The sequence below is a fragment of the Staphylococcus condimenti genome (genome assembly GCF_001618885.1).
GTDB lineage: Bacteria > Bacillota > Bacilli > Staphylococcales > Staphylococcaceae > Staphylococcus > Staphylococcus condimenti.
Map to the genome: position 1 here is coordinate 1158964 of NZ_CP015114.1, position 23178 is coordinate 1182141.

A 23178-nucleotide genomic window follows, 5' to 3' on the forward strand; every position below is an offset into this window, starting at 1 on the left:
CTCACTATATTACTTAGTTTATAGTGAAATCAGTTCCATATATTATACACCTTTTAGCTTCTAAAAGATACTATATAAGTAAGGATTATCACCACTAATTATTAAGAAACTGTAAAGAACTCATGTGCATTAAATAATAAACTACACATAAGGAGTTCCTGTTGTTTATCATAAAAAAAGTGCTTAGAACATAATGTCCTAAGCACTCTAGTTAACTTCTAAATTATTTCTGTTCTGAACCTTTCGGGCCAGGTTTATATTGATATTTCGATGGATCTACTTTTTTGAAATCTGGGTTTTTATAGAATCTGAACAAGTCGCCATTGAGTACGTTATCACTCATTTCTAAATCTTTTTCGACTTGCTGTTTGTTTTTCTGTAAATCGGCAGGTTCTTTTGTAAGCGGTTGGTTTGTTTTGTTATCGTACGCTTTACCGTTTACATATTTATATTTTGGTGTGATGAAGTCACCATTTCTGAATGGTATTAATTGTGAATGATCTTTAGATAATAAGTCAGTACCCATCATCAAGTAGTTTTTAGAATCAATACCTACTAAGTGTAACAATGTCGGCATAACATCTATTTGACCACCGTAAGTGTGATCAACGCCGCCTTGTTTACCAGGTATTTTCATCCATAAACCAGTACGGTTTAAGTCCATGAATTTTGCTGGTGTAATATCTTCACCTAATAATTTTTCCATTGCTTTATTATGGTTTTCAGAAATACCATAGTGGTCACCGTAAATAATGATTACTGAATCTTTATAGAGACCTTTTTCTTTTAAATCATTGATATATTGTTCTAATGATCTATCAAGGTAATTTGCTGTTTGTACATATCCATCGACTGTTGAATCACCAGTGTTTGGTTTTTCAATATCCGCATCTTCAGGTGACAATGTGAATGGATAATGATTTGTTAATGTAATCAGATGTGAATAAAACGGTTGTTTCATTTTAGATTGATAATCCGCTGATGCTTTGAAGAACGGCATATCTTTCAATCCTAAGTTTTCGATATTATTAGGACTCATGTCATAGTATGTTGCATCATAGAACTTATCAATACCAAAGTGTTTATAGATTTGGTCACGGTTCCAGAAAGTTTTATAGTCACCATGCATTACATTACTGTTATAACCTTCTTTTTGATCAAGAATAGCTGGTAATGATTGGTAAGTGTTTGAACCTTTCAATGAATAAGCAGATCCTTGTGGCAAGCCGTATAAACTGTTATCCATTGTAAACTCTGAATCCGATGTTTTACCTTGACCAGTTTGGTGGAAGAAGTTTGGATAATATCTGAATTCATCATTACCTGATGATAATTTATTCAAGAATGGTGTAACTTCTTTACCATTTACTTTTTTATTGATTAAGAAAGTTTGGAAACTTTCTAAGTGAATTTTGATAATATTTTTCTTTTTAGCAGCCCCGTAATATTCAGGGTTAGGTTGTGTTTGTTTTTGTTTTGTATAATTTAAAACTTTAGTTAAATCATCTTCAGATGCAAGTGCTTTTTCTTGGTTGTTTTGAATTGTCTTAACGCCATCATAAATTGTGAAGTTGTATGGCCCTAAATATTTCACAAGATATTTATGATCAAATGTACGTGTTAATAACTCAGGACGGTCTGTTTCAGCAAATGCTAAGTTCAAGAAGAACAATGCAACAGAAACTGCCATCACAACAGGTACGAATTTTTTACTGAATGCACGTGTACTTAACCATTTAGATTTAAAGACTAAAATGAATAAGTAAACAATTGTATCAATAAAGTAAACAAAGTCATACCATTTAAATGAAGCTGAAACTGCTCCACCCATAGATTCAACATTACCTGCTTGGTTCAAAGTACTGAACGTTAAGAAGTCTGAGAAGAATCTGAAGTAAACAACGTTCGCATAAAGTAAAAATGTAAGTAAGAAGCCGCCTACAAACATAAACCAAAATGCTTTCTTACCTTTAAAGAATAAGAATACGCTTAATACTAGTGCGATTAAACTGTATGGATTCATCAGTAGAATCAAATTTTGTACTAATCCCTTAACTCCTAAAGAAAAATCAACATAATAAGCAAAGTAAGTTTTTAAACTCAGCGTTATTAACGTGAGTATAAAAAAGCCGAATATACTTATTTTCTTTTTCTGCAGACTCATGTGTGTCTCCCCCGTTATTATTTATTCAATCTCAAAACATTATTTATACATTAAAAATTGGGGTTGAGACTAAAAAGTTTATGGTTTGGAAAGTGACCCCACTTTCTAAACTAGATTTACTTACCTTGTAACATATTTCAGTTGAATTTATATTTGGAAATCATCATGCTTTTATCCCAACCACTTTATTTCTTTTACATTTCATCAAGTTCATCATTTTTGAAATTTCGTCGCTAATTAATCATTAATTTACAAACTCTACTTTTTGTAACCTCTTTGTAACAAAAAGCATATAGTACAGTAATTAAATATAGAACAAATCTAGTCGAATTTCAAGCAATAACCCGGCCATTTTACACTTATTACACTTTATTTTTTATTTGTTAATTTTATAATAAGGTATAATGAAATGCATGCTTAGAAATGATTAAAATATACTTTCGATGTAATTAAAGTGTATTGATAGCATTAAATTATACATTGTTTTTCGAATATCCAAATCAGACCACAGACCTATTAAATAACTTCAGATATTTCACTATGCTTTTTACTCAAAAAATAAAAAAGCTGATTGAATTTACATTTATTCAACCAGCATATTAAGTATTGCTTTATTTAATTAGTTAAGATGGTTAGCTTGCTTATTTTTGCATCTCTTGCATCATTCTAAATTCAATTCCATGGAATAGTTGTTGAACCCAGCTGCTATATTTCATTAAGTTATCCTCAGCTGTATAGACATCTATATATTGAAACTTCAGTCTAGATCCTTGCGGCTTTTGCGCTAGCTTTGTCAGATGATAACTTGCAATTGTTCCGATTTGCGGATAACTCCCTAAAGTATAATGATCATTCAACAAAATAATAGGAGAACCATCACGTTTTACTTGTATCGTACCTCTTTTTACAGATTGATGCGGAGGCATGTCTTCATAATAGGCTTTTACAGGTTCGCCTTCTAATATCATTCCTGCTCTATTGGCTTTACTAGTCACTTTATATTCACCCCGCGTAAAGCGATTCAGAGTATCCTCATCAAAGTCTTCAGAGCCTTTATTTAAAACAACATGAAACATATCTGACATATAATTGAATGATAAAGCATAACCATCAACGCCCCAATTGGTCTTGTGCGTATGTTTCAGATTTTCAAACAACTTCAAGTGACGTTCAGTATAGTCACGTTTCATATTGATAGCATCGCCTGTTTGCAATTTGCGTCCTTCGAATCCGCCTATTTTGGATAAAAAATCGGTAGATGTAGAATCAAGCCATTCTTCTAATTCAACACCGCCTCCAATTGCTAAATAAACGCGTGAAGTACGGTTAGACTCAGCAAATTGCAATACATCTCCTTTTTCAACTAGATAGAGTTTATTAGGTAATATGCGCATATTTTGCGTCCATGCTTTGAAATTTCCACCGGATAAGGCTATTAAAGTAGGCTCCGTAAAACGGATGCGTGCCATTTTCATTGTCATTTCTAACGTAGCTTCATTTTTATCATTTGCTACAAGTCGATTGGCCACTTCATGAGCTAGAAAATCAAGTGCACCACCTGGTATCACACCATCATGTTCATAGCCTTGGCGACCAAAATCTTGGAAGCTTGAAAACAAGCCTGGATCTTCTATGATGATTGTCATTAAGCTTCGCCTCCAATCTTTTCGAAGTCTGAATCAGCAGGTTTAAAACGTACTGTATCTCCTAACTTCAATAAAGTAAAGTCCTCTTTTGAAGGGTCAAATAATTTAACAGGTGTATAACCGATTACAATCCAGTCACCATATGTATCTGTTGTCACAATGCCACATTTTTTCCCTTCCAAAATGACTGATCCTGATGGAATGAATTTTTTTCCATCGCCTGTATGATTAATATACAAACGTTCATTCATGCCTGTCAGATAAGGAAAGCCTGGTGAGTAGCCCATCATTGATACGAAATAAGTTTTTTGAGAATGCAACTTTATAAATTCATCTTTTCCTATTTTATAAAATTCAAGCAATTCCTCTAGGTCCGGACCGTATTTACCACCATAAATTATAGGTATTTCAGTCGGCATGTTAACTGTCTCTCCGTGTTTCACTTCAATCTTAATAGACTGAAGTAATTCCGTCATATACTGAAACGGGGATTTAATATGATGGTGTTTAATCATGCTTCTTGCATCATATACAATCATCATATCCGACTCTGTCGGGACAATTTCAGTAATAAAAGGATAATCTTGTTCAATTAAATAAGAACGTAACGCTAATAAATCTTCAGTCGTATCTTGTGTAACCTCTTTTTCTACTGAAACCACAATAGCTTGGTCACCCTGACTATAAATCTTCATAATACACCTCAAATAATTATTGGTTATAAAACATGTTCAATATATTTATAATGTAAGAGTTAAGCATTCTTACGAAGTAATATACGAGTATAATTTGTACAAATATCATAACGCTCACCATTAAGCGTGCTGTTTTAAGTCTCTTTATTTGAATTAAATAATTCGATGCTAATTTAGTAAGATATGTTACAGCAACTATTAAAATAATGATAACCCAAATCATGCTGCCACCTTAATTTATACCCTTCATTTACTTTGATTGTTCTGAATATAATTAATTTTAAAGATTAATCTGAATATCGGCAACCTCTCTTAAGCTATTTACAAGAAAAATTTGTGCTTTGCCGCTTTTCAACTTCTCTCTCAATTCTTCTAAGTAGTAAGAACGCAATTGTAATTTTCCTTCGTCTAATAATGCTTGGCGCATACATCCTTTTAAAAAATCATTTTCAAATGGAGGTGTATACCAGTTTCCCGCTTCTTCCACTACAATGTTTCCAATATCAAACTCTAAAATTTTCCCCTTCGCATCATAATAAAGTACTGTATCAGTTTCATGATCATGCGACACATGTGCCCGTTCTGATGTTTTATTCGTATATTGCCAATTGGGATATTTGGCACCTATACATTCAAATCGTGTACTAAATTGATTTTTAACAGGCAGATTTATAATTTGATGTGTCAACGTGCCGTCTTTATCCAACATCACTTTCAATCTCCATAATCCCTCTGTATGTTGTCGGCATATATTGTCCAAATAGGTCTCCCATTCTTTTTTGTCAAACTGAAAACCTAATTGATCAGCTGACTGTGCTATCCTTTTTGTATGATAGAAGTTTCTTGGAATCCTACCCGAATCAATACGCATTGTTTCAAATAAATACATTTTTATTACTCCAATATCTTCGTTTTTGATTTAAACTCTTCTACTTCAGCTATAGGATCAGAATCAATTGTTATACCAGCTCCAACCCCATATATTGCTTTTCCATTGATATATTGAATTGTTCTAATTGCAACATTAAATATTGCTTTATCATCTGGAAGCAACAACCCGATTGTACCGCAGTAAACATGACGCGGTATTTCTTCTAATTGCTTAATATAACGCATTGTATTAATTTTTGGTGCTCCCGTAATAGAACCGCACGGAAATAATGCTTCAAACAACGAAACTAAAGATGTATTTTCTTTTATTATTCCGGCCACCATGCTCGTCATCTGATAAACTGTTTGATAACTTTCAATATGAAACGGTTGATAAACTTTCACAGTTCCTGGATTTGCGATGCGTGCAATATCATTTCTTAATAAATCTACAATCATCACATTTTCAGCCCGGTCTTTTGAAGAATGTACCAATTTTTCATATAGCATATGGTCCTCCGCTTCATTATGCCCTCGTGACATTGTTCCTTTCATCGGTTTACTCAATACCACATTTTCTTGTTCTTTAAATCGCCCTTTTTGGAAAAATAGCTCCGGAGATATAGAAGCAACTTGTAACTCAGCTGTATCTAATAATACTGTATAATTCCCGTGCGCATTGCGAGTTAAATAAGCATATAATTCAGTAATAGGAACCCGGATTTCATCGTATAACCTTGTTGTATAATTAACTTGATATGTATTACCTTCTACAATCGCTTGTTGGACAGCTTGAATATGTGCTTGCAGCATATCATCAGGCAAGCGAAATTTGAAATTCAGTTTCGGCTTAGAATTCAATGATTTTTCATACAGTTCGTTCGATTTATTGGGACTATCAAAGACATAGGCGGCCGCATAAATATTTGACGTCTCTTTAGAGAAGTTTACTTTCATATCAGAATTGAAAGCAGGTGCTGCTTCATATGGCAAATAGAGTGCTACATAGTTTCCTTTTGCCTGATATTCTTCTGCAAAATCGAGTACTCTTTTAGCATCTGCTAATGAATAAGCAATACTTTGAGTTTTTATAGAAGTAAAATTAAATCGGTAATCTTTAAATTTCACTTCGTCTTCGTAATAACGAAAGTTAAACTTAACTACCAACTGTTTCACCCACTTTCTGTAAAAATAAATGAAATTGTTCATGTCCATATTCGCTCAAGATAGATTCTGGATGATATTGAACCCCATATATCGGATATTGTTTGTGTTGAATACTCATAATAATATTTTCATCATTGGTTGCTGTGACTTTTAAAACAGGCGGCACCCTTTTGGCATCTGCCATTAATGAATGGTAACGCATTACTTCAAAAGATGTCGGTAACCCTTCAAAAATACCTTCACCTGTGTTTGTAATACGCGTTGTGTGCCCATGTACTGGACGAGAATTCGGTACTATATTCCCTCCATAATATTCAATTAAAAATTGGAAACCTAGACAAACGCCTAATATCGGAACTTTCTTTTCATATTCTTCGAGAATTTGATGCAAAATCGGATAGTCACTTGGACGACCTGGTCCTGGAGAGATAACTAAGGCTGAAGGTTGTAATGCTTTTAATTGAGACAATGACAGTTCTTTACTATCCAGTACTTTAATTTCCGTCTCACTTTCAACAGTCAAATAATCTACTATATTATATGTAAATGAATCTTTGTTATCTATCATAATAATCATATTGTATGCCCCTAACAAAATTGCTTGGTTTAATTCTATTTTACAAAATAAAGCACAAGAATGTAATACATGACTAGAAGTCTATCTTGATTTTGCAGCTTAAATATATTATTCTAACTATCGAAATCGATAAGCAGAGGTTCCTAGCTGATACCCTCTATAAAAAACTAGACTTTTACTTTCAATCGTCTATCTTTTATAGAGATAGGCAAAAAATGAATTGTCTATCACGTCAACTTGGACCTGAGAACTGATATTTGTACTTTTAGCAAATCAGTTCATACAGTGTCCAATTTTTTTGTTTTAGCTAGGCCGCGAAATATAAAGGAGAGATTGATTTATGGCATCTCATACACTTGATGATAATAAAGCACTGGTTGTTTTCAGCGGCGGTCAAGATAGTACAACATGTCTTTTTTACGCAAAAGAAAAATTTGAAGAAGTTGAACTCGTTACATTCCAATATGGACAACGACATGATACGGAAATAGAAGTCGCAAAAAAAATTGCAGACGAACAAGGATTAAAGCATCATATCCTCGACATGTCTCTTTTATCACAACTCACTCCCAACGCACTTACCCAACACAATCTAGAAATCGGACAAACTGACGATGGTGTTCCCAATACATTTGTACCAGCTAGAAATTTATTATTTTTATCATTTGCCGGAGCATTGGCGTATCAAATCAAAGCGCGTCATATTATCACTGGTGTATGCGAAACTGACTTTTCAGGATATCCAGATTGTCGTGATGATTTCGTTAAATCAATGAATGTGACGTTGAATTTATCTATGGACAAAAATTTTGTCATTCATACACCATTAATGTGGCTGGATAAAAAAGAAACTTGGGCTTTGAGCGATCAACTCGGTGTATTAGATTATGTTCGTAACCAAACATTAACTTGTTACAACGGAATTATTGCAGATGGCTGTGGTGAATGCCCTGCCTGTAAATTACGTGCACGTGGTTTAAATGCCTATTTAGAAGAAAAAGGAGTGAAGTAGGATGTTACAGCAAATTTACCCCAGTGTTTCTCATCCTTATGCGTTCGAATTAAATAAAGATTTTCATTTTGCAGCTGCACACTATATTCCTTGCGAAGATGCAGGGAAATGTGTGCGAACACATGGCCATACTTATTTTGTGAATTTAACAATCGTCGGTGACGACTTAGATCATAGTGGTTTCTTAATTAATTTTGCTTACTTAAAAAAACAAATTCATGAACAATTTGATCATTATCTATTAAATGATTTACCTCAATTCAAAGATGAAATCCCTTCAACTGAAATTGTTGCACAAACTATTTATAAAATGACGGAAGAAATATTAGATAAACAACCTAATCATCCAAAATGTGCACAAGTGTATCTTCGTGAAACACCTTCCAGTTATGTTGTTTATAAAGGTAAGGAGTTTCGTAATGGCTAAAATACCAGTATTAGAAATTTTTGGTCCTACAATCCAAGGTGAAGGCAGAGTAATCGGACGCAAAACAATGTTTGTAAGAACTGCAGGATGTGATTACCATTGTAGTTGGTGCGATTCTAAATTCACTTGGGACGGCAGTGCAAAAGACCAAATTGAAATGATGACAGCCGAAGAAATTTTTCACCAACTCAAAGAAGTTGGTGGCGATTACTTTAACCATGTCACTATTTCAGGCGGTAATCCAGCTTTAATCAAAGGGATTCAAGAATTGGTTGATCTTTTTGAAGAAAAAAACATTGAAACTGCTCTAGAAACACAAGGTAGTCGTTATCAACCATGGATGCGTCAAATCAATGATTTAACAATAAGTCCTAAACCGCCTAGTTCAGGTATGAAGCCTAATTTAGAAATATTAGATGATGTCATTGCGCAATGTGTGCCTGAATCCTTGAATTTAAAAGTAGTCATATTCGAAGATGAAGACTTTAACTTTGCAAAAGAAATCCATCATCGCTACCCTGACATTCCGTTCTATCTTCAAGTCGGCAATCCTTATTTAGAGGATAAAGTCGAAAAACACACTGAGCGGTTATTAGAACGTTATGAAAATTTAGTAGAAACAGTAATGCACAGTAGCGAAATGAATAAGGTTTACGTGCTTCCTCAATTGCACACACTCTTATGGAGTAATCAAAAAGGTGTTTAAAATTTCATGAAAATAAAAAGATTGTTCAGATTATATTTGAACAATCTTTTTTATTACTATTAATCTTTGCTGAAACAAAGTGTTTTCTAATGCTTATAACACTTATAATTTGATATAATACTTCAGTAAATAATAGTAGTCAGGAGACACATCTTATGCTCATTTACATAATTATTAATATTTTAATCATCATATCAGCGATTGCAATTGATATGTGGCTACATACGTCTCACCAATTAAGACTGAGCACGTTGCTAATTGCTTTGACAATAAATAGTGTAATTAATATTTGGGTTATAGGAAAATATGATTTTATCTCTTTTTCTATCATTGCCTTTATATTAATTTGGACTGTATTGGCTTTGCTTACAGATTGGAAGCTGCATCCAGTTGTATTTGAAACGCAAAAATTTGCTGCTTTCATTATTTTCACTTTAATGAGCGTCTCCTTCTTTATTATCTTTAATACAAGCGAAGATTCTTATTATATGTCTATTCCTTATCTATCTCCTGTATTCTTTTTAATGGGTGCTTCGCTATTATTTTTGAGTATTTTTCAAAATAGTGATGTTGAAAAAAATAATTCATCTCTAAGACTACGGAACAAAATGACAATTGGAACTGTATTAATCGTGTTATCATTCATGATTATGACTCTTCTTACACCATTTTGGTATATTTTCGTAATTATTTATTTGATTTTAATAGCATTTATATTATGGATGAAAATATTTTAACATTAATTGATTATTTTATGGTTAAACCTCCAAATCTAGTGGTAGATAAATAAAAGCAAAACAAAAATATGAATTTTGTTAAATAGATAGGAGGACAAGATTATGGGATTTATAGTGATGCTAATTGTCGGTGGCTTAATCGGTTGGTTAGCCGGCGCAATTTTAGGTAAAGATATTCCAGGTGGAATCATCGGTAATATTATTGCAGGTATCGTAGGTGCTTGGTTAGGTTCAGCTATTTTCGGACATTGGGGCCCTAGCTTCGGCGGAATCTCAATCTTCCCTGCATTAATCGGTACGATTATTTTAGTCGCTATTGTATCATTCATTTTCGGTGCAATGCGTAAACGTAAATAGTTAGTTTTAAAACTAAATGAAATAATTGATAAGTAACGTTGGAATTCATTTTTTGAATTTCGACGTTATTTTTTTATTTATTTGGTAAAAAAAGCGTGTTGCTGCAGGATACTATACTTCATATTCAAAAAGTTACGCATAATTTTATGCATTTAAATTTGCCTGTCTAATTAATAGAATTGCAGATAAGTTGTTTGTTACAATTAAGAAAAAGACCAAAGGAGCGACTCATTGTGAAAAAGACCATGAAATTGAATAATGATTTAAAAATACCTCGACTTGGTTTTGGAGTATATAAAATCGACGAAGATCATATGGATCCGGCTGTAAAAGCTGCTGAAAAAGCAGGTTATCGTTCATTTGATACTGCCTATATTTATAAAAATGAAACTGAACTAGGAAAAGCACTCAAAAAAGGTGATATTCCTCGTGAAAAATTATTTATAACATCTAAAATTTGGAATGACTTTCAAGGATACGAAAGCACAAAAGAACAGTTCAAAGCTTCTCTTGAAAGATTAGGCACTGACTACTTAGACTTATATTTAATACACTGGCCATGTGAAGCAGATGGATTATTCATCGAAACATATAAAGCTATGGAAGAACTATACAAAGAAGGACTCATAAAAGCAATCGGTGTATGTAATTTTGAACAGCATCACCTTGAAAAATTAATGACTGAAACAGAAATTGTACCTGCAGTAAATCAAATTGAATGTCACCCTTATTTAAACCAACAACCATTACAAGATTTTTGTGATAAGCATGACATTAAAGTAACTGCTTGGATGCCATTAATGCGTGGACGTGGTTTGTTTGAAGATCCAGTCATTGAAAAATTAGCTAAGAAATATGAAAAAACACCTGCCCAAATCATTTTAAATTGGCATTTGTGTCATGGTCGTATTGTTATTCCAAAATCTCAAACCCCTTCAAGAATCTATGAAAATTTTGATGCTATCAAATTTGAATTAAGAGAAAAAGATGTTAAAAAAATAGATGCTTTGAATAAAAACTTGCGTCAAGGCAAACACCCTGATGATGTGAAAATCGGTACTTTAAAATAATCATTCGTAAAACACATGCTTAAGAATAAGAGCATGTGTTTTTGTGAATGATAAGTCTTCTCAATTATTCGAAAATTCGACACAAAAGTGTTTTAAGTTTCTTTTATAGTAACTTAAAACTCAAAACAACTTTTGTTACCTCTAAAATCGTATTCTATATTGTATAATCACTCTAAAAATCACTAATTAAAATAACATAGTGTGTTAACTGTCGTTGTTTTATTATTCTTTATTTATTCTAATTAAATCACTGTTTTTATTTACTGACATCCTTCTTATACTAGAGATGAGTCGAAGTAAATCGAAAGGGAGAATGATTTATGATTTCAAAAAGTGATATTGTAGCGAACGTAGTGACAGATTATCCTAAGACTGCAGATGTCTTCAAACGTTCTGGAATAGATTTTTGTTGTGGCGGCCAAGTTTCTATAGAGAAAGCAGCCGAAGAAAAGAAAAAAGTATCTTTGGACGATTTAATAACTGAACTGGAAGCAGTTAGTAAACAGGATAATAGTTCTGATGGACTTAACCCTAAGTATTTGAGCATCCCCTCTTTAATACAATACATTCAAGATGCCTACCATAAACCGATGAAAGAGGAATTTAAAAACTTAACTCCTTATGTTACTAAGCTAGCGAAAGTTCATGGACCAAATCACCCTTATCTTCTGGAATTAAAAGATCTTTATACTACTTTTAAAAATAATATGTTAGAGCATACTGAAAAAGAAGATAATGAAGATTTCCCTCAACTGATTGCTTTTGCTGAAGGTAAAGATATTAAAAATATTAACGCTATTATTCAAGATTTAAAATCAGACCACAACAATACAGGTGTTATCTTAAGAAAAATGGCTGAACTTACTAACAACTTCCAACCACCTGTAGAAGCTTGCGGAACATGGCGTCTCGTATATACAAGAATTGCAGCATTAGAAAATGCAACATTGCAGTATGTTCATTTAGAAAATCATGTATTATTCGAAAAATGTCTAGAAAAAGAAAATAGCTAATATAAAAACTGGCGGTATCCATAATTTTATGAATACTGCCAGTTTTATTATTATAGTCTCGGAATTGAGACTGTCATTTTTGTACCCACTTCTGGTGTACTTTCTACATTGATGAGCCCTCCAATTTGTTTTGCTAATTCATTAGCAATATAGAGCCCTAAACCAGAACCTCCAGTTTCATTATTTCTTGAATGTTCCACTCTGAATGTACGTTCAAATATACGGGGGAGATACTCTGGTTGTATACCTATACCTTCATCTTCTACAGAGATATCAATATTTTCACCGTTTTCAGCAAGTGTTAAATTAATCGGACTTCCCGCTGGTGAAAATTTCAATGCATTATCAATAAGGTTTGTTAAAATACGCTCTAAAGGTCTCGGATATTGTTTAAATGGTTCTAATTGACTGCAAAAATTCACTTCTAAATTTCTTAAATCTAATTTCACTCGTTGTTCATAACCACTTAAAATCGTAACAAGCAGTTGATCAATTTGAATCATTTCTACCGCATCTTTGTTAGGTAATTCTAATGCTGCAACGTTTGTCAGTTCATCAAACATATTCGATAATCTTTTTGATTGTTTTATCAAACTTTCATAAGCTGCATCTCGATCTTTCGGTGCTGCAATAATCCCCTCTTTTAAACCTTCAGAATATGAAATAATACATGAAAGTGGCGTTTTTAAATCATGCGCAAGATTTTGAATAAGTTCATATTTTTCTTGCTGCTCTGTTTTTATTTGTGCCATCTGTTCAGTAATTTCTTTTGCCATTTTGTTAAAAGAATGACTTAATTCTTTAATTTCTCGAGGTGATTTAAAATTAATAGGCTCCATTTTATAATTGCCGTTCGCAAACTCTTTAGTTTTTCGATTGAAAACTTTAATTCTCTTTACTAAAGGCGTCAAAAACAAACTACAAATTAATAAAGCTAAACAACTAGAAATTATCGCACTAATGGTCAGTAGGGCTGTGGTGTGACCATTAAATACCATTAGCTTATATGCCATTCCTAATATCGTCGAAGCTAACAAAATACTCGAAAGCACACCAATAATTACTTGTGTTCTAATTGAAAACATCAAATTTGGTTCCTTTCGAAAGTATAGCCTAATCCCCAAACGGTTTTAATCGTATAATCACGATAATTAAATTGTTCAAATTTTTCACGTAAACGATGTATGTGGACATTAACAGTATTGACATCTTCGTAATAATCATATTGCCATACTTCTTGTATTAATTCAGATTTTGAAATAACTTCGTTCTCATGTTTTCCTAAATACCATAGTAGTTCAAATTCTTTAATTCGGAGGTTGACTGGCTCGTCATAAATAAGTGCTCGTTTTTGAGTATCATTCAATTCAAGTGCACCAAATTTTAAGCAAGATTGTAAATTCATGCATTTTTGGACACGATTCAATAAATTATTTGCGCGAAGCACTAACTCACGCGGACTAAAGGGTTTTGTCATATAATCATCTGCACCTAGCGTTAATGCATATATTGTATCTTGTTCTTGTGTTTTTGCTGATAAGTATATAAACGGTATATCTAGTTGTCTTAATTTCATTTCTTTAACAACATCATAGCCATTTAATTCAGGCATCATAATATCTAATACTATTAAATCAATGGAATCATCGAGATGTTGCAGTGCTTCTTCGCCATTTGAAGCTGTAGTTACAGTGTAGCCTTCGTATTCAAAGTAGGTTTGACAGATATCTACGATATCTTTTTCATCGTCTACGAGTAGGATGTGGTTCATGTTTGTAATCACCTTTTTCTCTAATATATAGGATCATAGCCTTTAAGGATATCTTATTCAAAATAACAGGATTCATAAGTAGGATAATAAAAAATGCGAGTTGAACAGGGTATGTGAAAATCATATCCGATAAAATATAATTTAGCATAACAAACGCTCCAAAGAAACTCGCAATTTGTGACATAATTCCGAACAATAATCCAAGACCTATAGCAATCTCTCCTAAAGGCACTACAATATTAAAGATTCCAGCTGTATGTGCTACTATATGTTCAAAAAAGAATTTAAACCATTCTGGTGAATCTTCATTCTTAATCACAACTGGAATAAGACCATTAATTGTGAATCCTCCTGTTAATTTTTCCCAACCTTGTACTAAAATATAACCGCCTGAACCTACGCGGATAATGAAAATAATAATATATTGTATGATGTCCTTGTAATTTTTCATGTTTATTCTCCTTTAATGTTGTTTGATTTAAAAATGAAGTTGGGTTGACTGTCTCCCAACTTCATTGTCTGTATTATTATTTTACTTTTGCTGCACCGAAGATTACGTGCGCTTTCTTACAATAAATTGTTACCTCGTTATATTTATCTAAATCTGCACCTTGAATATCAAAAGTTTGTTCTGGCTTATTGTAATCTACCATTTCAAGTTGTTTTCCTTCTTTGATATTACCGTCTTTAGTTAAATACACATATAAATCAGGACCTTTAGCAGATTTAAAATCTGTAAGCATGATTTTTCCGTTTTCAATCTTAGCGTTGCCTTCTACATGTTCTTCTCCAGACTTGAATTTACCTGTCAAAGTTTTATGTGATTTATTGCTATGTTGATGCTCTTCTGTTTTATTATCGTGCTCATGTTTTTCTTCTTTTTCTTTGTTTCCGCATCCTCCTAAAACAAGCGCTGCTGCCAAAGATGCTGTTGCTATTAAATGTGATGGTTTCATGTTAACCCCTCATTTCTCTATTTATTTGAAATATGTTGAGTTAATTATATGTTGAACATGAATTGGATACCATTAACTATTTATTAATTGAAATATAACTTTTTATCATGTCGAAAATGTGTCTAAACGTGAAAAAACCAGCACCCTTTTTAAGTGCTGGTTGTAAAAGTATTATTCTTCTTTATCTTTACGGTCTTTCTTATCTTTTTTATCTTTGTGATGTTTATCTTTATGATTTTTATCGTCATCGCTATCTTCTTCAATTTCTTCTTTACGCTCTTCATTATATTCATATTTTAAAATGACTGAAATGATTTGATGATTATCAATTTCTGAAATAATCCATCGATCATAAAAAGTATCTACATAATCGTTTTGTTGCAAGTTAGTGTTATGTGCTTGCAACCAACCGCCGATTGTATCAATATCATCCGAATCTTCAAATTCAATACCGAAGTCATCTGTTAAATCTTCAAGTAACACACGTCCATTAATTTGATACGTGTTTTCTCCCAATTTAACAACATCATTGACTTCATTTTCATCAAATTCATCTCGAATTTCACCGACGATTTCTTCTAAAATATCTTCCATTGTTAAAATACCGGCTGTCCCACCATATTCATCAATAATCAAACTGATATGCACACGTTCACGCTGCATTCTGATTAATGCATCACTGATACGTGTAGTTTCAGAAATTAACGGCAACTCATGAATATAATTGCTGATTTTAATAGGTTTGCCTGATGCATATTCTGTTAAAAATTCTTTCACATTGATAAAACCTTTAATATGGTCCTTATCTCCATCCTCTGTAATAGGATAACGTGTGAATTGATATTCTCTGATTGTTTCTAACAATTCATTAACAGTAAACGGTTCATTTAATGTTGACATTTGTGTTCTAGGAACCATGACATCTTTAGCTTGTCTTTCATCAAATGAAAAAATATTTTGCATATAAGCCAACTCTGTTTGGTTAATTTCACCGCTATTATAACTGTTATTAATAATCATTTTGATTTCTTCCTCAGACATCGCATCGTTATTTTCGTCGGGATCAATTCCAAAGATGCGAATAATCATACGTGCTGAGCCATTCATTAACCAAATTAATGGTTTCATAATCAAACCGAAATAATATAGCGGACGTGCATATAATAACGCCACTCTTTCAGTATGTTGAATCGCGAATGATTTAGGTGCTAATTCACCAATGACCACATGCAAGTAAGTAACAACTAAAAACGAAACAATCAAAGAAACTGTCGTAGTTAGCGCATCTGGTAATGGCAATAGAACAAATAAAGGATGTAGTAATTTTTCGAAAACTGGTTCTCCTAACCAACCTAATCCTAAAGATGTAACCGTAATACCAAGTTGGCAGGCAGATAAATAATAATCAAGATTTGTAATCATCTTCTTGACCACTTTTGCACTACCGTTTCCTTCTGCTATCATTTCCTCAATTTTCGTTGCTCTTACTTTTACTAGAGCAAATTCAGATCCTACAAAGACTGTAGTTAAAGCGATTAAAAATATAAATATAACTAAATTTATTATGGTCGTACTATCCAATTAGTTCCCTATTGCTAGGGATTCACCTCCAAAATTAAATGCCACTGTGTACGGCATTGATGTATATTCCGTAATGCTTAATGTTACATGAATTAAAGCTACATCCTTCCCATGATCACAGCGACACCTCCCAACTTGCGTAAAATCTAACAAGACTATCATACCATAGTAGCTCATGTAATAGTAAATTATTTGGACGTCTTTACTCAGAATTTAATCACATAATTCCATCACATTTTATATGATACAAAAAAACAGCTGAGTACAAAGACAACAAGTTATATCTGCAAGTTGTCTTTGCTCAACTGTTTTTTTGAATATATTCATTTACCTACCACAGTAAATATTATTCTCAAAGTGATTCTAATTTAAAGAAGCACCTTATATATAATGCGATAAATTGTATTAAATTTCAAATATGATTATTCGTCCATAGATTCTGATGCTTCAATTTCATCAGCTGTTGGTTTACGTTTCAATAAACCATAGATTAAAGCGCCGATAACTGAACCAATAATAATTGCTAATAATGTTTGTAAAGAGTGGCTCCAGTCTGTACCAAATATTACAAAGATACCACCATGCGGCGCACGAATTGATGATCCTAAAGCAAGCGCGATAGCACCAGCTACACCAGAACCAACCATCATGGATGGAATAACTCTTAATGGATCAGCTGCAGCAAATGGAATAGCACCTTCTGTAATAAATGAAGCACCCATTACAAAGTTAGGAACGATTGAACCGCGTTGCGCTTTTGTAAATTTACGTTTAAATATAATCATCGCTAAAGCAATTGCGATTGGCGGAACCATACCACCAACCATTGCTGCTGTAATTGGCGCAGCATTACCTTCTGTTAAAGCAGCTGTTGCAAATACATATGCAGCTTTGTTGAAAGGTCCACCCATATCAATGGCCATCATCGCACCGATAACAAGACCTAAAAGCATAATGTTAGTTCCTGATAAACTGTTTAATCCATTTAATAATAAATGATTAATCCAAGATGCTGGCGGGTTGAATACATATATCATAAGCAAACCAGTAATTGTTACAGATAATACTGGATAGATTAATGTAGGTTTTAAACCTTCCAATGATTGTGGCATGCGACGTGTCATCGCTTTAATGCCTTCAGTTAAATAACCTGCTAAGAAACCAGCGATAATACCACCGATAAATCCTGAGTCACCGCTAATCGCTAACATACCACCAACTAAACCTGCTGCCATACCTGGTTTATCTGCGATACTACGTGCGATGAATGCAGCAAGGATTGGAATAATCAATGCAAAGGCACTGTTTTTACCTATATTCCAAAGTTGCTCGGCAAAAGCATTATAATCTGAAGATTTCGGATCAAATGAGTTAGTACCGAACATAAATGCAATTGCCATTAAAATACCACCGGCAATAACAAGTGGTAACATATTAGAAACACCGTTCATTAAATGTTTATAAATTGTTTTACCAACACTTTGTTTTTCAGTTTTACCACCTGCAGCACCTTGAGCACCTTTACTATGTCCTTCTTTCGCTCTAAAAGGTGTACGATCAGTAGCTAGTGCTAAATCAATAAGTTCACCTGGACGTTTAATCCCGTCTGCTACTGGAACTTGAACCACATTTTTACCATCAAAACGATCTGTTTCAACATGTACATCCGCAGCAACAATAATTCCTTCAGCTTTTTCGATATCTTCTGAAGTTAAACGATTTTTAATACCGCTTGAACCGTTTGTTTCAACTTTCATTTTGACGCCCATTTTTTTAGCTTGTTTCAGTAATGCATCTTTTGCCATATACGTGTGAGCAATACCTGTAGGACAAGCTGTTACACCTAATACATATGGTTCATTGTCTGCTGTTTCTTTGTTATCTGCAGCTGGGTCTACAGATGCTTCTTCATCTTCATCCGGCGCTTCATCATCTGCTTTATCAATAATTGCTAAAACCTCTTCTGGTGTTTCAGCATGCAGTAATGCTTCTCTCACATTATCATCCATTAAAATACCTGACAATTTTGCTAAAGCATCCAAATGCGTTTGAGCTCCGCCTTCAGGCGCTGCTATCATGAAGAATAAATGTGCGGGTTGCCCGTCCAAACTTTGATAGTCTACACCTTCTTTAGATTTCCCAAATGCAATTGCTGGTTTCTTTACAGCTGCTACTTTCGCATGCGGAATCGCTATTCCTTCTCCGATTCCTGTTGTACTTTGACCTTCTCTTGCAAAAATCGCCTCTTTAAACGCTGCTTTATCGCTTAAAATACCTGCTTGATCTAATTGATCAACAAGTGTATCTATGACACCGTCTTTAGTCGTTGCATCAATATCCATTGCGATAGTATCGCGTGTTAACAATTCAGTTATTCTCATTCATTGTCACTCCTTTTCCAAATCCGCCAAAACAATTTTTTCTTTTACCGCTTCAATCATTTCTTTTTCCGCTAAATCATCACTAAATGCTGTTGCAGTTCCTGAAGCTACTGCATTTCGAAATGCTTCTTCAACACTCATGCCCTTTTCTAATCCAGCAATCATACCAGCTACCGTACTGTCTCCTGACCCAACAGTATTCACTACATCACCTTTTGGAACTTCAGCTTTTAATTGATGCGTCTCATCAATATAAATTGCACCATCGCCACCAAGTGATACAATCACTGCATGCGCACCTTTCGCTAAAATTTCTTTTCCGAAACGTACAACATCTGCGTCTGAATTAATTTCAGTATCAAACATGACTTCTAATTCATCTTTATTCGGTTTGATAAAGAACGGATGATAAGGAAGTACTGCTTCTACTAAATGTTTTTCTGCATCCACAACCAATTTCGCGCCCGTTTCTTTTGTAATCTGAGCAATTTGTTCATAAGCATCGTCCGGGATACTTTTTGGTACGCTTCCCGCAACCACCACTGTATCTTCTGGTGTAGTAAGTTTTATTTGAGAAAGTAAAGCTTGGAAAGCATCTTCAGAAATTGTTGGTCCATTCGCATTGATTTCTGTTTCATTACCTGATTTAAGCTTAACGTTGATACGCGTATCTTCATCTACTTCAATAAACCCAGTTGGAATTTCTGCTTTTTCTAATGCATCTTTAATGAATTTTCCTGGAAAACCGCCGATAAATCCTAATGCAGTTGAAGTTGTACCATGTGTTTGAAGTACACGTGATACATTAATTCCTTTACCGCCTGCAAATTTATAAGTGGCAGCTGCTCGATTCAAACCACCAGTGTTAAACCCATCAACTTTCATTACATAATCAATAGATGGATTAAATGTTACTGTATAGATCATGATTGTCCTCCTTTTATTACAAATCGATTGCGATATGCTTTAATATCTTGACGTTGAAGTGCTTTTTCAGATGTTAAAAGCAAAGCATGTTTATTTTGCGGTATTTGAACATCAGCAAAATATGTATGCGCGAATTTGGATGAATCAATTAATATATAAATCTGTGCACCAGATTTCATCGCCGTTTCTTTTACATAAGCTTCTTGCTCATCAGGTGTGGTCAATCCTTTTTCTAAATCAACACCATTCATGCCGATAAACACTTTGTCGAAATGATACCTTTTTATAGTTTCGATTGCTTTTGGTCCTACTGCAGCAAGTGTGTTAGCTTTCACATCTCCGCCGACAATGATTGTTTTAAATCCTTTTTGCAATAATGCTTCAACATGCGTTAAGCCATTAGTTACAACAACTATATTCTCTGCAGTGATATACTCAACCATTTCATATGTTGAAGATCCTGCATCAATATAGATACAATCATTATCTTCTATTTTCATGGCCGCAATTTTAGCAATTTCTCTTTTTTCTTGCGTATTGCGTACTTGCTTCTCAGATAATTTCGGCTCATTAAGAGACGTTGTTTTCAAAGTTGCACCGCCATGCACACGTTGCAATTTACCTTGCTGCTGTAACTTAGACAAATCGCGCCGAATAGTAGAAGCGCTGCATCCAGTCATTTTAATAAGCTCTTGCAAAGTGAGAAATTCTTTTTCTTTTAATAAGTTAATGATGACTTCAAATCGTTTCTCAGTAATCATATCGCCACCTCATTTCTATTTTATTATAATGTTTCCGCTTACAAATTTCAACCAAAAACTTTCATTTTCATTCAAAAACAATCATTTTGTGACAAATAAAAGAAGATGAACTTTTGTCCATCTTCCTTAGTTAACATGATGATTTGCTACATCTGCTATTTTTGCCTTTGTCACCTTAGCTAAGTCTTCAACATTTACTTCCATTTGAACACCACGATGTCCTGCACTGACAAAGATGGTCTTCTGCTGCTCAGCAGACGCATCAATTACAGTAGGATATAAATGTTTCATGCCTACAGGTGAACAACCGCCTCTTATATATCCTGTTACTTTAGTAAGCTCTGATAGAGGTAATAGATGCAGCTTCTTTTCACCAACCGCTTGAGCTGCATGTTTCATATTTAAGTTACCTTCAACAGGAATAACAAACACATAAGGATCATGGTTATTATTAATAAAAAGAAGCGTTTTAAACACCTGCTCTGAAGAGGCGCCTATCAATTCAGCGACTTCTTTCCCCTCTAAATGTTCTTTTCCTAGTTTAAAGGTGCGCACTTCGTAATCAACACCTTCATTTTCAAGTATACGCATTGCATTCGTTTTCTTCTGTTTCATGTCATTCACCTCACAATTCAAATATAGCATTTTAAATCCATTAAAAGGAACTTATAGTACTATATTAAAATTTTAGACAAAAAAACAAGGCGCCTGACATTATGTAAACATTCGCACTTAGCGAAGTCTTGTGTCATGGGCACCTTGTGACGAAAGGTCTTCAAATAAATAGTGACTCATTTTCAAGTTGACAGATGTAAGTGAGATTACAAATGTCTTGTCTGCATTTTGTTTTTCAGTATGTTGCTTACTTTCTGAATGTGTCTGATGATTGATGTTATTTCCTGCAACCGCACTATAAGTCGGCGGCGTTCCACTATCTTTTGTATCGCTTGAAGAAACTTGTTCCCCTTGCATAAACGTTGAAACGCTATTTTGGAACTTAGCAAGTTCTGATTCATTAGATACTAAGACAAGTAGAAATACCAGACAACAAGTCAGAATGCCAGCATAAATCCATAAAATAACTGTTTTCATTCTACTTCCCTCATAGTTCTATCATTGTGTTTACAATATTAACACAGAAACTATGCCAAATCTTTATGTGGTATGCTATTTAAACCAAATGTAATATACGTAATAAATGTAACACAAACGATACTTTTGAAATGGTGACATACCTTTTTTATGTAACTGTTTTCATCGTTGTTATTCAAGCGCTTTGTTCAAAATAAAATACGTACTTCACAACTATCAAAGTAAAGTACGTAATTTTCCCTAGTTTTTTAATTCTTTTATGTTACAAACATTCAACAAAACTTACAAGCTTGTTGCTTATGATATATTTTCAATCTCCTTATGCGCTTGTTCTACAGCTTCTTTAATAAATGTATGTGCATCTTTAAGCTGCTGAAGCTCGTCAGGGTGCAATGAAATTGGCAAACGTTTTGCGATACCATTCTTATCAATTAAAGATAATAAGCTGAGCGCTCCACCTGTTAATCCATATTCTCCGTTTACAGAGGCACTGACAGGTTCAATTGTATGTTCATCTAATAAAATTGCTTGTGCCAACTGAACAGCTGATCTTGAAATAGCAGAATTGGTCCAGCCTTTCTTCTTGAATACTTCAAAGGCCACTTCATCTATGCGTTTTGAAACTGCTTTTTTATCTATCGGTGTACTTTTGGTTAATGTTTCAAATTCAGACAATTCAATACCAGCAATACGAACTCGACTCCAAATCGGTACTGCATGGGATCCATGTTCACCTAATACAAATGCTTCAACACTCTTAGGATCCACATTGTAATGATCTGCAATTAAAGTACGAAAACGCGACGACTCTAAATTTGTTCCAGTTCCAATGACTTTATGTGCTGGGTAACCCGCTTCTTGTGCAATCAATGTCATAGCATCTACTGGATTCGAAATCAAAATAATGGCTGCTTCTTGATTAACCTCAGATAATTGTTGAAAAACTGAATGTACGATTAAACTATTCGCACGCGTCAATAACGTTCTATCTGCCATCTCTGGCGTAGAAGGCGCGCTTGCCGATACGATTACGATATCTGCATCTGATAAATCTTGATAGTTACCACTATAAATATCGACATGGTGTGTATGTCCCAACCCTTGTAAATGACGATGATCCAGAGCCTCACCTTTCGCCAAATCTTCATTCGTATCTATCAAAACTATTTCTGAAAAGATTCCTAAATATTGTGCGTCCGTTAATACTTGACTGCCTACACGTCCTGTCCCGATAATTCCTAATTTTGTCATTTGATTACCTCCAAGTT

At 33.8% G+C, this 23178-nt stretch carries 24 protein-coding genes; 7 read left to right on the forward strand and 17 right to left on the reverse strand.

Annotation, left to right across the window (positions count from 1 at the left end):
* Window positions 1-223: 223 nt before the first annotated feature.
* The 6 genes from ltaS to A4G25_RS05875 form a co-directional block, all read right to left on the reverse strand.
* Window positions 224-2164 (reverse strand): polyglycerol-phosphate lipoteichoic acid synthase LtaS, encoded by a 1941-nt coding sequence (ltaS, locus tag A4G25_RS05845; protein ID WP_047132721.1) that lies wholly within the window; start codon window positions 2162-2164, stop codon window positions 224-226.
* A gap of 641 nt (window positions 2165-2805) precedes the next feature.
* On the reverse strand, window positions 2806-3810 hold the full coding sequence (locus tag A4G25_RS05850) for a 5-oxoprolinase subunit C family protein (protein ID WP_047132722.1): 1005 nt from the start codon (window positions 3808-3810) through the stop codon (window positions 2806-2808).
* Complete coding sequence (pxpB, locus tag A4G25_RS05855) at window positions 3810-4505, reverse strand: 5-oxoprolinase subunit PxpB (RefSeq protein ID WP_047132723.1); 696 nt, start codon at window positions 4503-4505, stop codon at window positions 3810-3812. Before pxpB ends, A4G25_RS05850 begins: the two co-directional genes overlap by 1 nt.
* A gap of 280 nt (window positions 4506-4785) precedes the next feature.
* Entirely contained in the window at window positions 4786-5394 is a 609-nt protein-coding gene (locus A4G25_RS05865; RefSeq protein ID WP_047132725.1) for an aminotransferase class IV, read from the reverse strand.
* 5 nt (window positions 5395-5399) lie between these two features.
* A complete protein-coding gene (locus tag A4G25_RS05870) occupies window positions 5400-6542 on the reverse strand; it encodes a chorismate-binding protein (RefSeq protein WP_047132726.1) in 1143 nt (380 codons plus the stop codon).
* Window positions 6532-7119, reverse strand: coding sequence for an anthranilate synthase component II (locus A4G25_RS05875; RefSeq protein WP_047132727.1), 588 nt, complete (start codon window positions 7117-7119; stop codon window positions 6532-6534). Before A4G25_RS05875 ends, A4G25_RS05870 begins: the two co-directional genes overlap by 11 nt.
* Window positions 7120-7459: 340 nt before the next feature.
* On the opposite strand from A4G25_RS05875, the gene queC reads away from it, so the two are divergent.
* The 7 genes from queC (at window position 7460) to scdA (ending at window position 12441) form a co-directional block, all read left to right on the forward strand.
* Window positions 7460-8131 (forward strand): 7-cyano-7-deazaguanine synthase QueC, encoded by a 672-nt coding sequence (queC, locus tag A4G25_RS05880; RefSeq protein WP_047132728.1) that lies wholly within the window; start codon window positions 7460-7462, stop codon window positions 8129-8131.
* A gap of 1 nt (window position 8132) precedes the next feature.
* On the forward strand, window positions 8133-8558 hold the full coding sequence (gene queD / locus A4G25_RS05885; protein ID WP_047132729.1) for a 6-carboxytetrahydropterin synthase QueD: 426 nt from the start codon (window positions 8133-8135) through the stop codon (window positions 8556-8558).
* Window positions 8551-9264 (forward strand): 7-carboxy-7-deazaguanine synthase QueE, encoded by a 714-nt coding sequence (gene queE / locus A4G25_RS05890; RefSeq protein ID WP_047132730.1) that lies wholly within the window; start codon window positions 8551-8553, stop codon window positions 9262-9264. Before queD ends, queE begins: the two co-directional genes overlap by 8 nt.
* A 155-nt stretch (window positions 9265-9419) precedes the next feature.
* Window positions 9420-10001, forward strand: a complete 582-nt coding sequence (locus A4G25_RS05895) for a hypothetical protein (RefSeq protein ID WP_047132731.1) — start codon at window positions 9420-9422, stop codon at window positions 9999-10001.
* 102 nt (window positions 10002-10103) lie between these two features.
* Complete coding sequence (locus A4G25_RS05900) at window positions 10104-10358, forward strand: GlsB/YeaQ/YmgE family stress response membrane protein (RefSeq protein ID WP_015899615.1); 255 nt, start codon at window positions 10104-10106, stop codon at window positions 10356-10358.
* 230 nt (window positions 10359-10588) lie between these two features.
* Window positions 10589-11428, forward strand: a complete 840-nt coding sequence (locus tag A4G25_RS05905) for an aldo/keto reductase (protein WP_047132781.1) — start codon at window positions 10589-10591, stop codon at window positions 11426-11428.
* Window positions 11429-11748: 320 nt separating this feature from the next.
* Window positions 11749-12441: an iron-sulfur cluster repair di-iron protein ScdA gene (gene scdA, locus A4G25_RS05910; protein ID WP_047132732.1), complete on the forward strand. Its 693-nt coding sequence runs from the start codon at window positions 11749-11751 to the stop codon at window positions 12439-12441.
* 50 nt (window positions 12442-12491) lie between these two features.
* Here scdA and A4G25_RS05915 read toward each other — a convergent pair whose 3' ends face one another.
* The 11 genes from A4G25_RS05915 to A4G25_RS05965 all read right to left on the reverse strand — a co-directional run bounded on the left by A4G25_RS05915 (window position 12492) and on the right by A4G25_RS05965 (window position 23161).
* On the reverse strand, window positions 12492-13529 hold the full coding sequence (locus tag A4G25_RS05915; RefSeq protein WP_047132733.1) for a HAMP domain-containing sensor histidine kinase: 1038 nt from the start codon (window positions 13527-13529) through the stop codon (window positions 12492-12494).
* Window positions 13526-14212: a response regulator transcription factor gene (locus A4G25_RS05920; RefSeq protein WP_047132734.1), complete on the reverse strand. Its 687-nt coding sequence runs from the start codon at window positions 14210-14212 to the stop codon at window positions 13526-13528. The genes A4G25_RS05915 and A4G25_RS05920 overlap by 4 nt, the downstream gene beginning before the upstream one ends.
* Window positions 14184-14663, reverse strand: coding sequence for a DoxX family protein (locus A4G25_RS05925; protein ID WP_047132735.1), 480 nt, complete (start codon window positions 14661-14663; stop codon window positions 14184-14186). The genes A4G25_RS05920 and A4G25_RS05925 overlap by 29 nt, the downstream gene beginning before the upstream one ends.
* A 76-nt stretch (window positions 14664-14739) precedes the next feature.
* The gene (locus tag A4G25_RS05930; protein WP_047132736.1) at window positions 14740-15168 is read right to left on the reverse strand and encodes a DM13 domain-containing protein; all 429 of its coding nucleotides are present in this window, start codon (window positions 15166-15168) and stop codon (window positions 14740-14742) included.
* 171 nt (window positions 15169-15339) lie between these two features.
* Window positions 15340-16749: a hemolysin family protein gene (locus tag A4G25_RS05935; RefSeq protein WP_047132737.1), complete on the reverse strand. Its 1410-nt coding sequence runs from the start codon at window positions 16747-16749 to the stop codon at window positions 15340-15342.
* 422 nt (window positions 16750-17171) lie between these two features.
* A complete protein-coding gene (locus A4G25_RS05940) occupies window positions 17172-19130 on the reverse strand; it encodes a PTS fructose transporter subunit IIABC (protein WP_047132738.1) in 1959 nt (652 codons plus the stop codon).
* 6 nt (window positions 19131-19136) lie between these two features.
* On the reverse strand, window positions 19137-20057 hold the full coding sequence (gene pfkB, locus A4G25_RS05945) for a 1-phosphofructokinase (RefSeq protein WP_047132739.1): 921 nt from the start codon (window positions 20055-20057) through the stop codon (window positions 19137-19139).
* Window positions 20054-20818: a DeoR/GlpR family DNA-binding transcription regulator gene (locus tag A4G25_RS05950; protein ID WP_047132740.1), complete on the reverse strand. Its 765-nt coding sequence runs from the start codon at window positions 20816-20818 to the stop codon at window positions 20054-20056. Before A4G25_RS05950 ends, pfkB begins: the two co-directional genes overlap by 4 nt.
* 126 nt (window positions 20819-20944) lie before the next feature.
* Window positions 20945-21433, reverse strand: a complete 489-nt coding sequence (ybaK, locus tag A4G25_RS05955) for a Cys-tRNA(Pro) deacylase (protein WP_047132741.1) — start codon at window positions 21431-21433, stop codon at window positions 20945-20947.
* 117 nt (window positions 21434-21550) lie between these two features.
* Window positions 21551-21910: a hypothetical protein gene (locus A4G25_RS05960; RefSeq protein ID WP_047132742.1), complete on the reverse strand. Its 360-nt coding sequence runs from the start codon at window positions 21908-21910 to the stop codon at window positions 21551-21553.
* A gap of 297 nt (window positions 21911-22207) precedes the next feature.
* Window positions 22208-23161 (reverse strand): lactate/malate family dehydrogenase, encoded by a 954-nt coding sequence (locus A4G25_RS05965; protein ID WP_047132743.1) that lies wholly within the window; start codon window positions 23159-23161, stop codon window positions 22208-22210.
* Window positions 23162-23178 lie beyond the last annotated feature (17 nt).

Bases quoted from the DNA above. Each gene is read 5' to 3' on its own strand.
- pxpB (WP_047132723.1), bottom strand. From the start codon at position 4,505: ATGAAGATTTATAGTCAGGGTGACCAAGCTATTGTGGTTTCAGTAGAA.
- ltaS (WP_047132721.1), bottom strand. From the start codon at position 2,164: ATGAGTCTGCAGAAAAAGAAAATAAGTATATTCGGCTTTTTTATACTC.
- A4G25_RS05875 (WP_047132727.1), bottom strand. From the start codon at position 7,119: ATGATTATTATGATAGATAACAAAGATTCATTTACATATAATATAGTA.
- ybaK (WP_047132741.1), bottom strand. From the start codon at position 21,433: ATGAAACAGAAGAAAACGAATGCAATGCGTATACTTGAAAATGAAGGT.
- A4G25_RS05960 (WP_047132742.1), bottom strand. From the start codon at position 21,910: ATGAAAACAGTTATTTTATGGATTTATGCTGGCATTCTGACTTGTTGT.
- A4G25_RS05930 (WP_047132736.1), bottom strand. From the start codon at position 15,168: ATGAAACCATCACATTTAATAGCAACAGCATCTTTGGCAGCAGCGCTT.
- A4G25_RS05950 (WP_047132740.1), bottom strand. From the start codon at position 20,818: ATGATTACTGAGAAACGATTTGAAGTCATCATTAACTTATTAAAAGAA.
- A4G25_RS05965 (WP_047132743.1), bottom strand. From the start codon at position 23,161: ATGACAAAATTAGGAATTATCGGGACAGGACGTGTAGGCAGTCAAGTA.
- A4G25_RS05850 (WP_047132722.1), bottom strand. From the start codon at position 3,810: ATGACAATCATCATAGAAGATCCAGGCTTGTTTTCAAGCTTCCAAGAT.
- queD (WP_047132729.1), top strand. From the start codon at position 8,133: ATGTTACAGCAAATTTACCCCAGTGTTTCTCATCCTTATGCGTTCGAA.
- A4G25_RS05920 (WP_047132734.1), bottom strand. From the start codon at position 14,212: ATGAACCACATCCTACTCGTAGACGATGAAAAAGATATCGTAGATATC.
- A4G25_RS05865 (WP_047132725.1), bottom strand. From the start codon at position 5,394: ATGTATTTATTTGAAACAATGCGTATTGATTCGGGTAGGATTCCAAGA.
- A4G25_RS05925 (WP_047132735.1), bottom strand. From the start codon at position 14,663: ATGAAAAATTACAAGGACATCATACAATATATTATTATTTTCATTATC.
- A4G25_RS05940 (WP_047132738.1), bottom strand. From the start codon at position 19,130: ATGAGAATAACTGAATTGTTAACACGCGATACTATCGCAATGGATATT.
- queC (WP_047132728.1), top strand. From the start codon at position 7,460: ATGGCATCTCATACACTTGATGATAATAAAGCACTGGTTGTTTTCAGC.
- A4G25_RS05900 (WP_015899615.1), top strand. From the start codon at position 10,104: ATGGGATTTATAGTGATGCTAATTGTCGGTGGCTTAATCGGTTGGTTA.
- A4G25_RS05895 (WP_047132731.1), top strand. From the start codon at position 9,420: ATGCTCATTTACATAATTATTAATATTTTAATCATCATATCAGCGATT.
- queE (WP_047132730.1), top strand. From the start codon at position 8,551: ATGGCTAAAATACCAGTATTAGAAATTTTTGGTCCTACAATCCAAGGT.
- pfkB (WP_047132739.1), bottom strand. From the start codon at position 20,057: ATGATCTATACAGTAACATTTAATCCATCTATTGATTATGTAATGAAA.
- scdA (WP_047132732.1), top strand. From the start codon at position 11,749: ATGATTTCAAAAAGTGATATTGTAGCGAACGTAGTGACAGATTATCCT.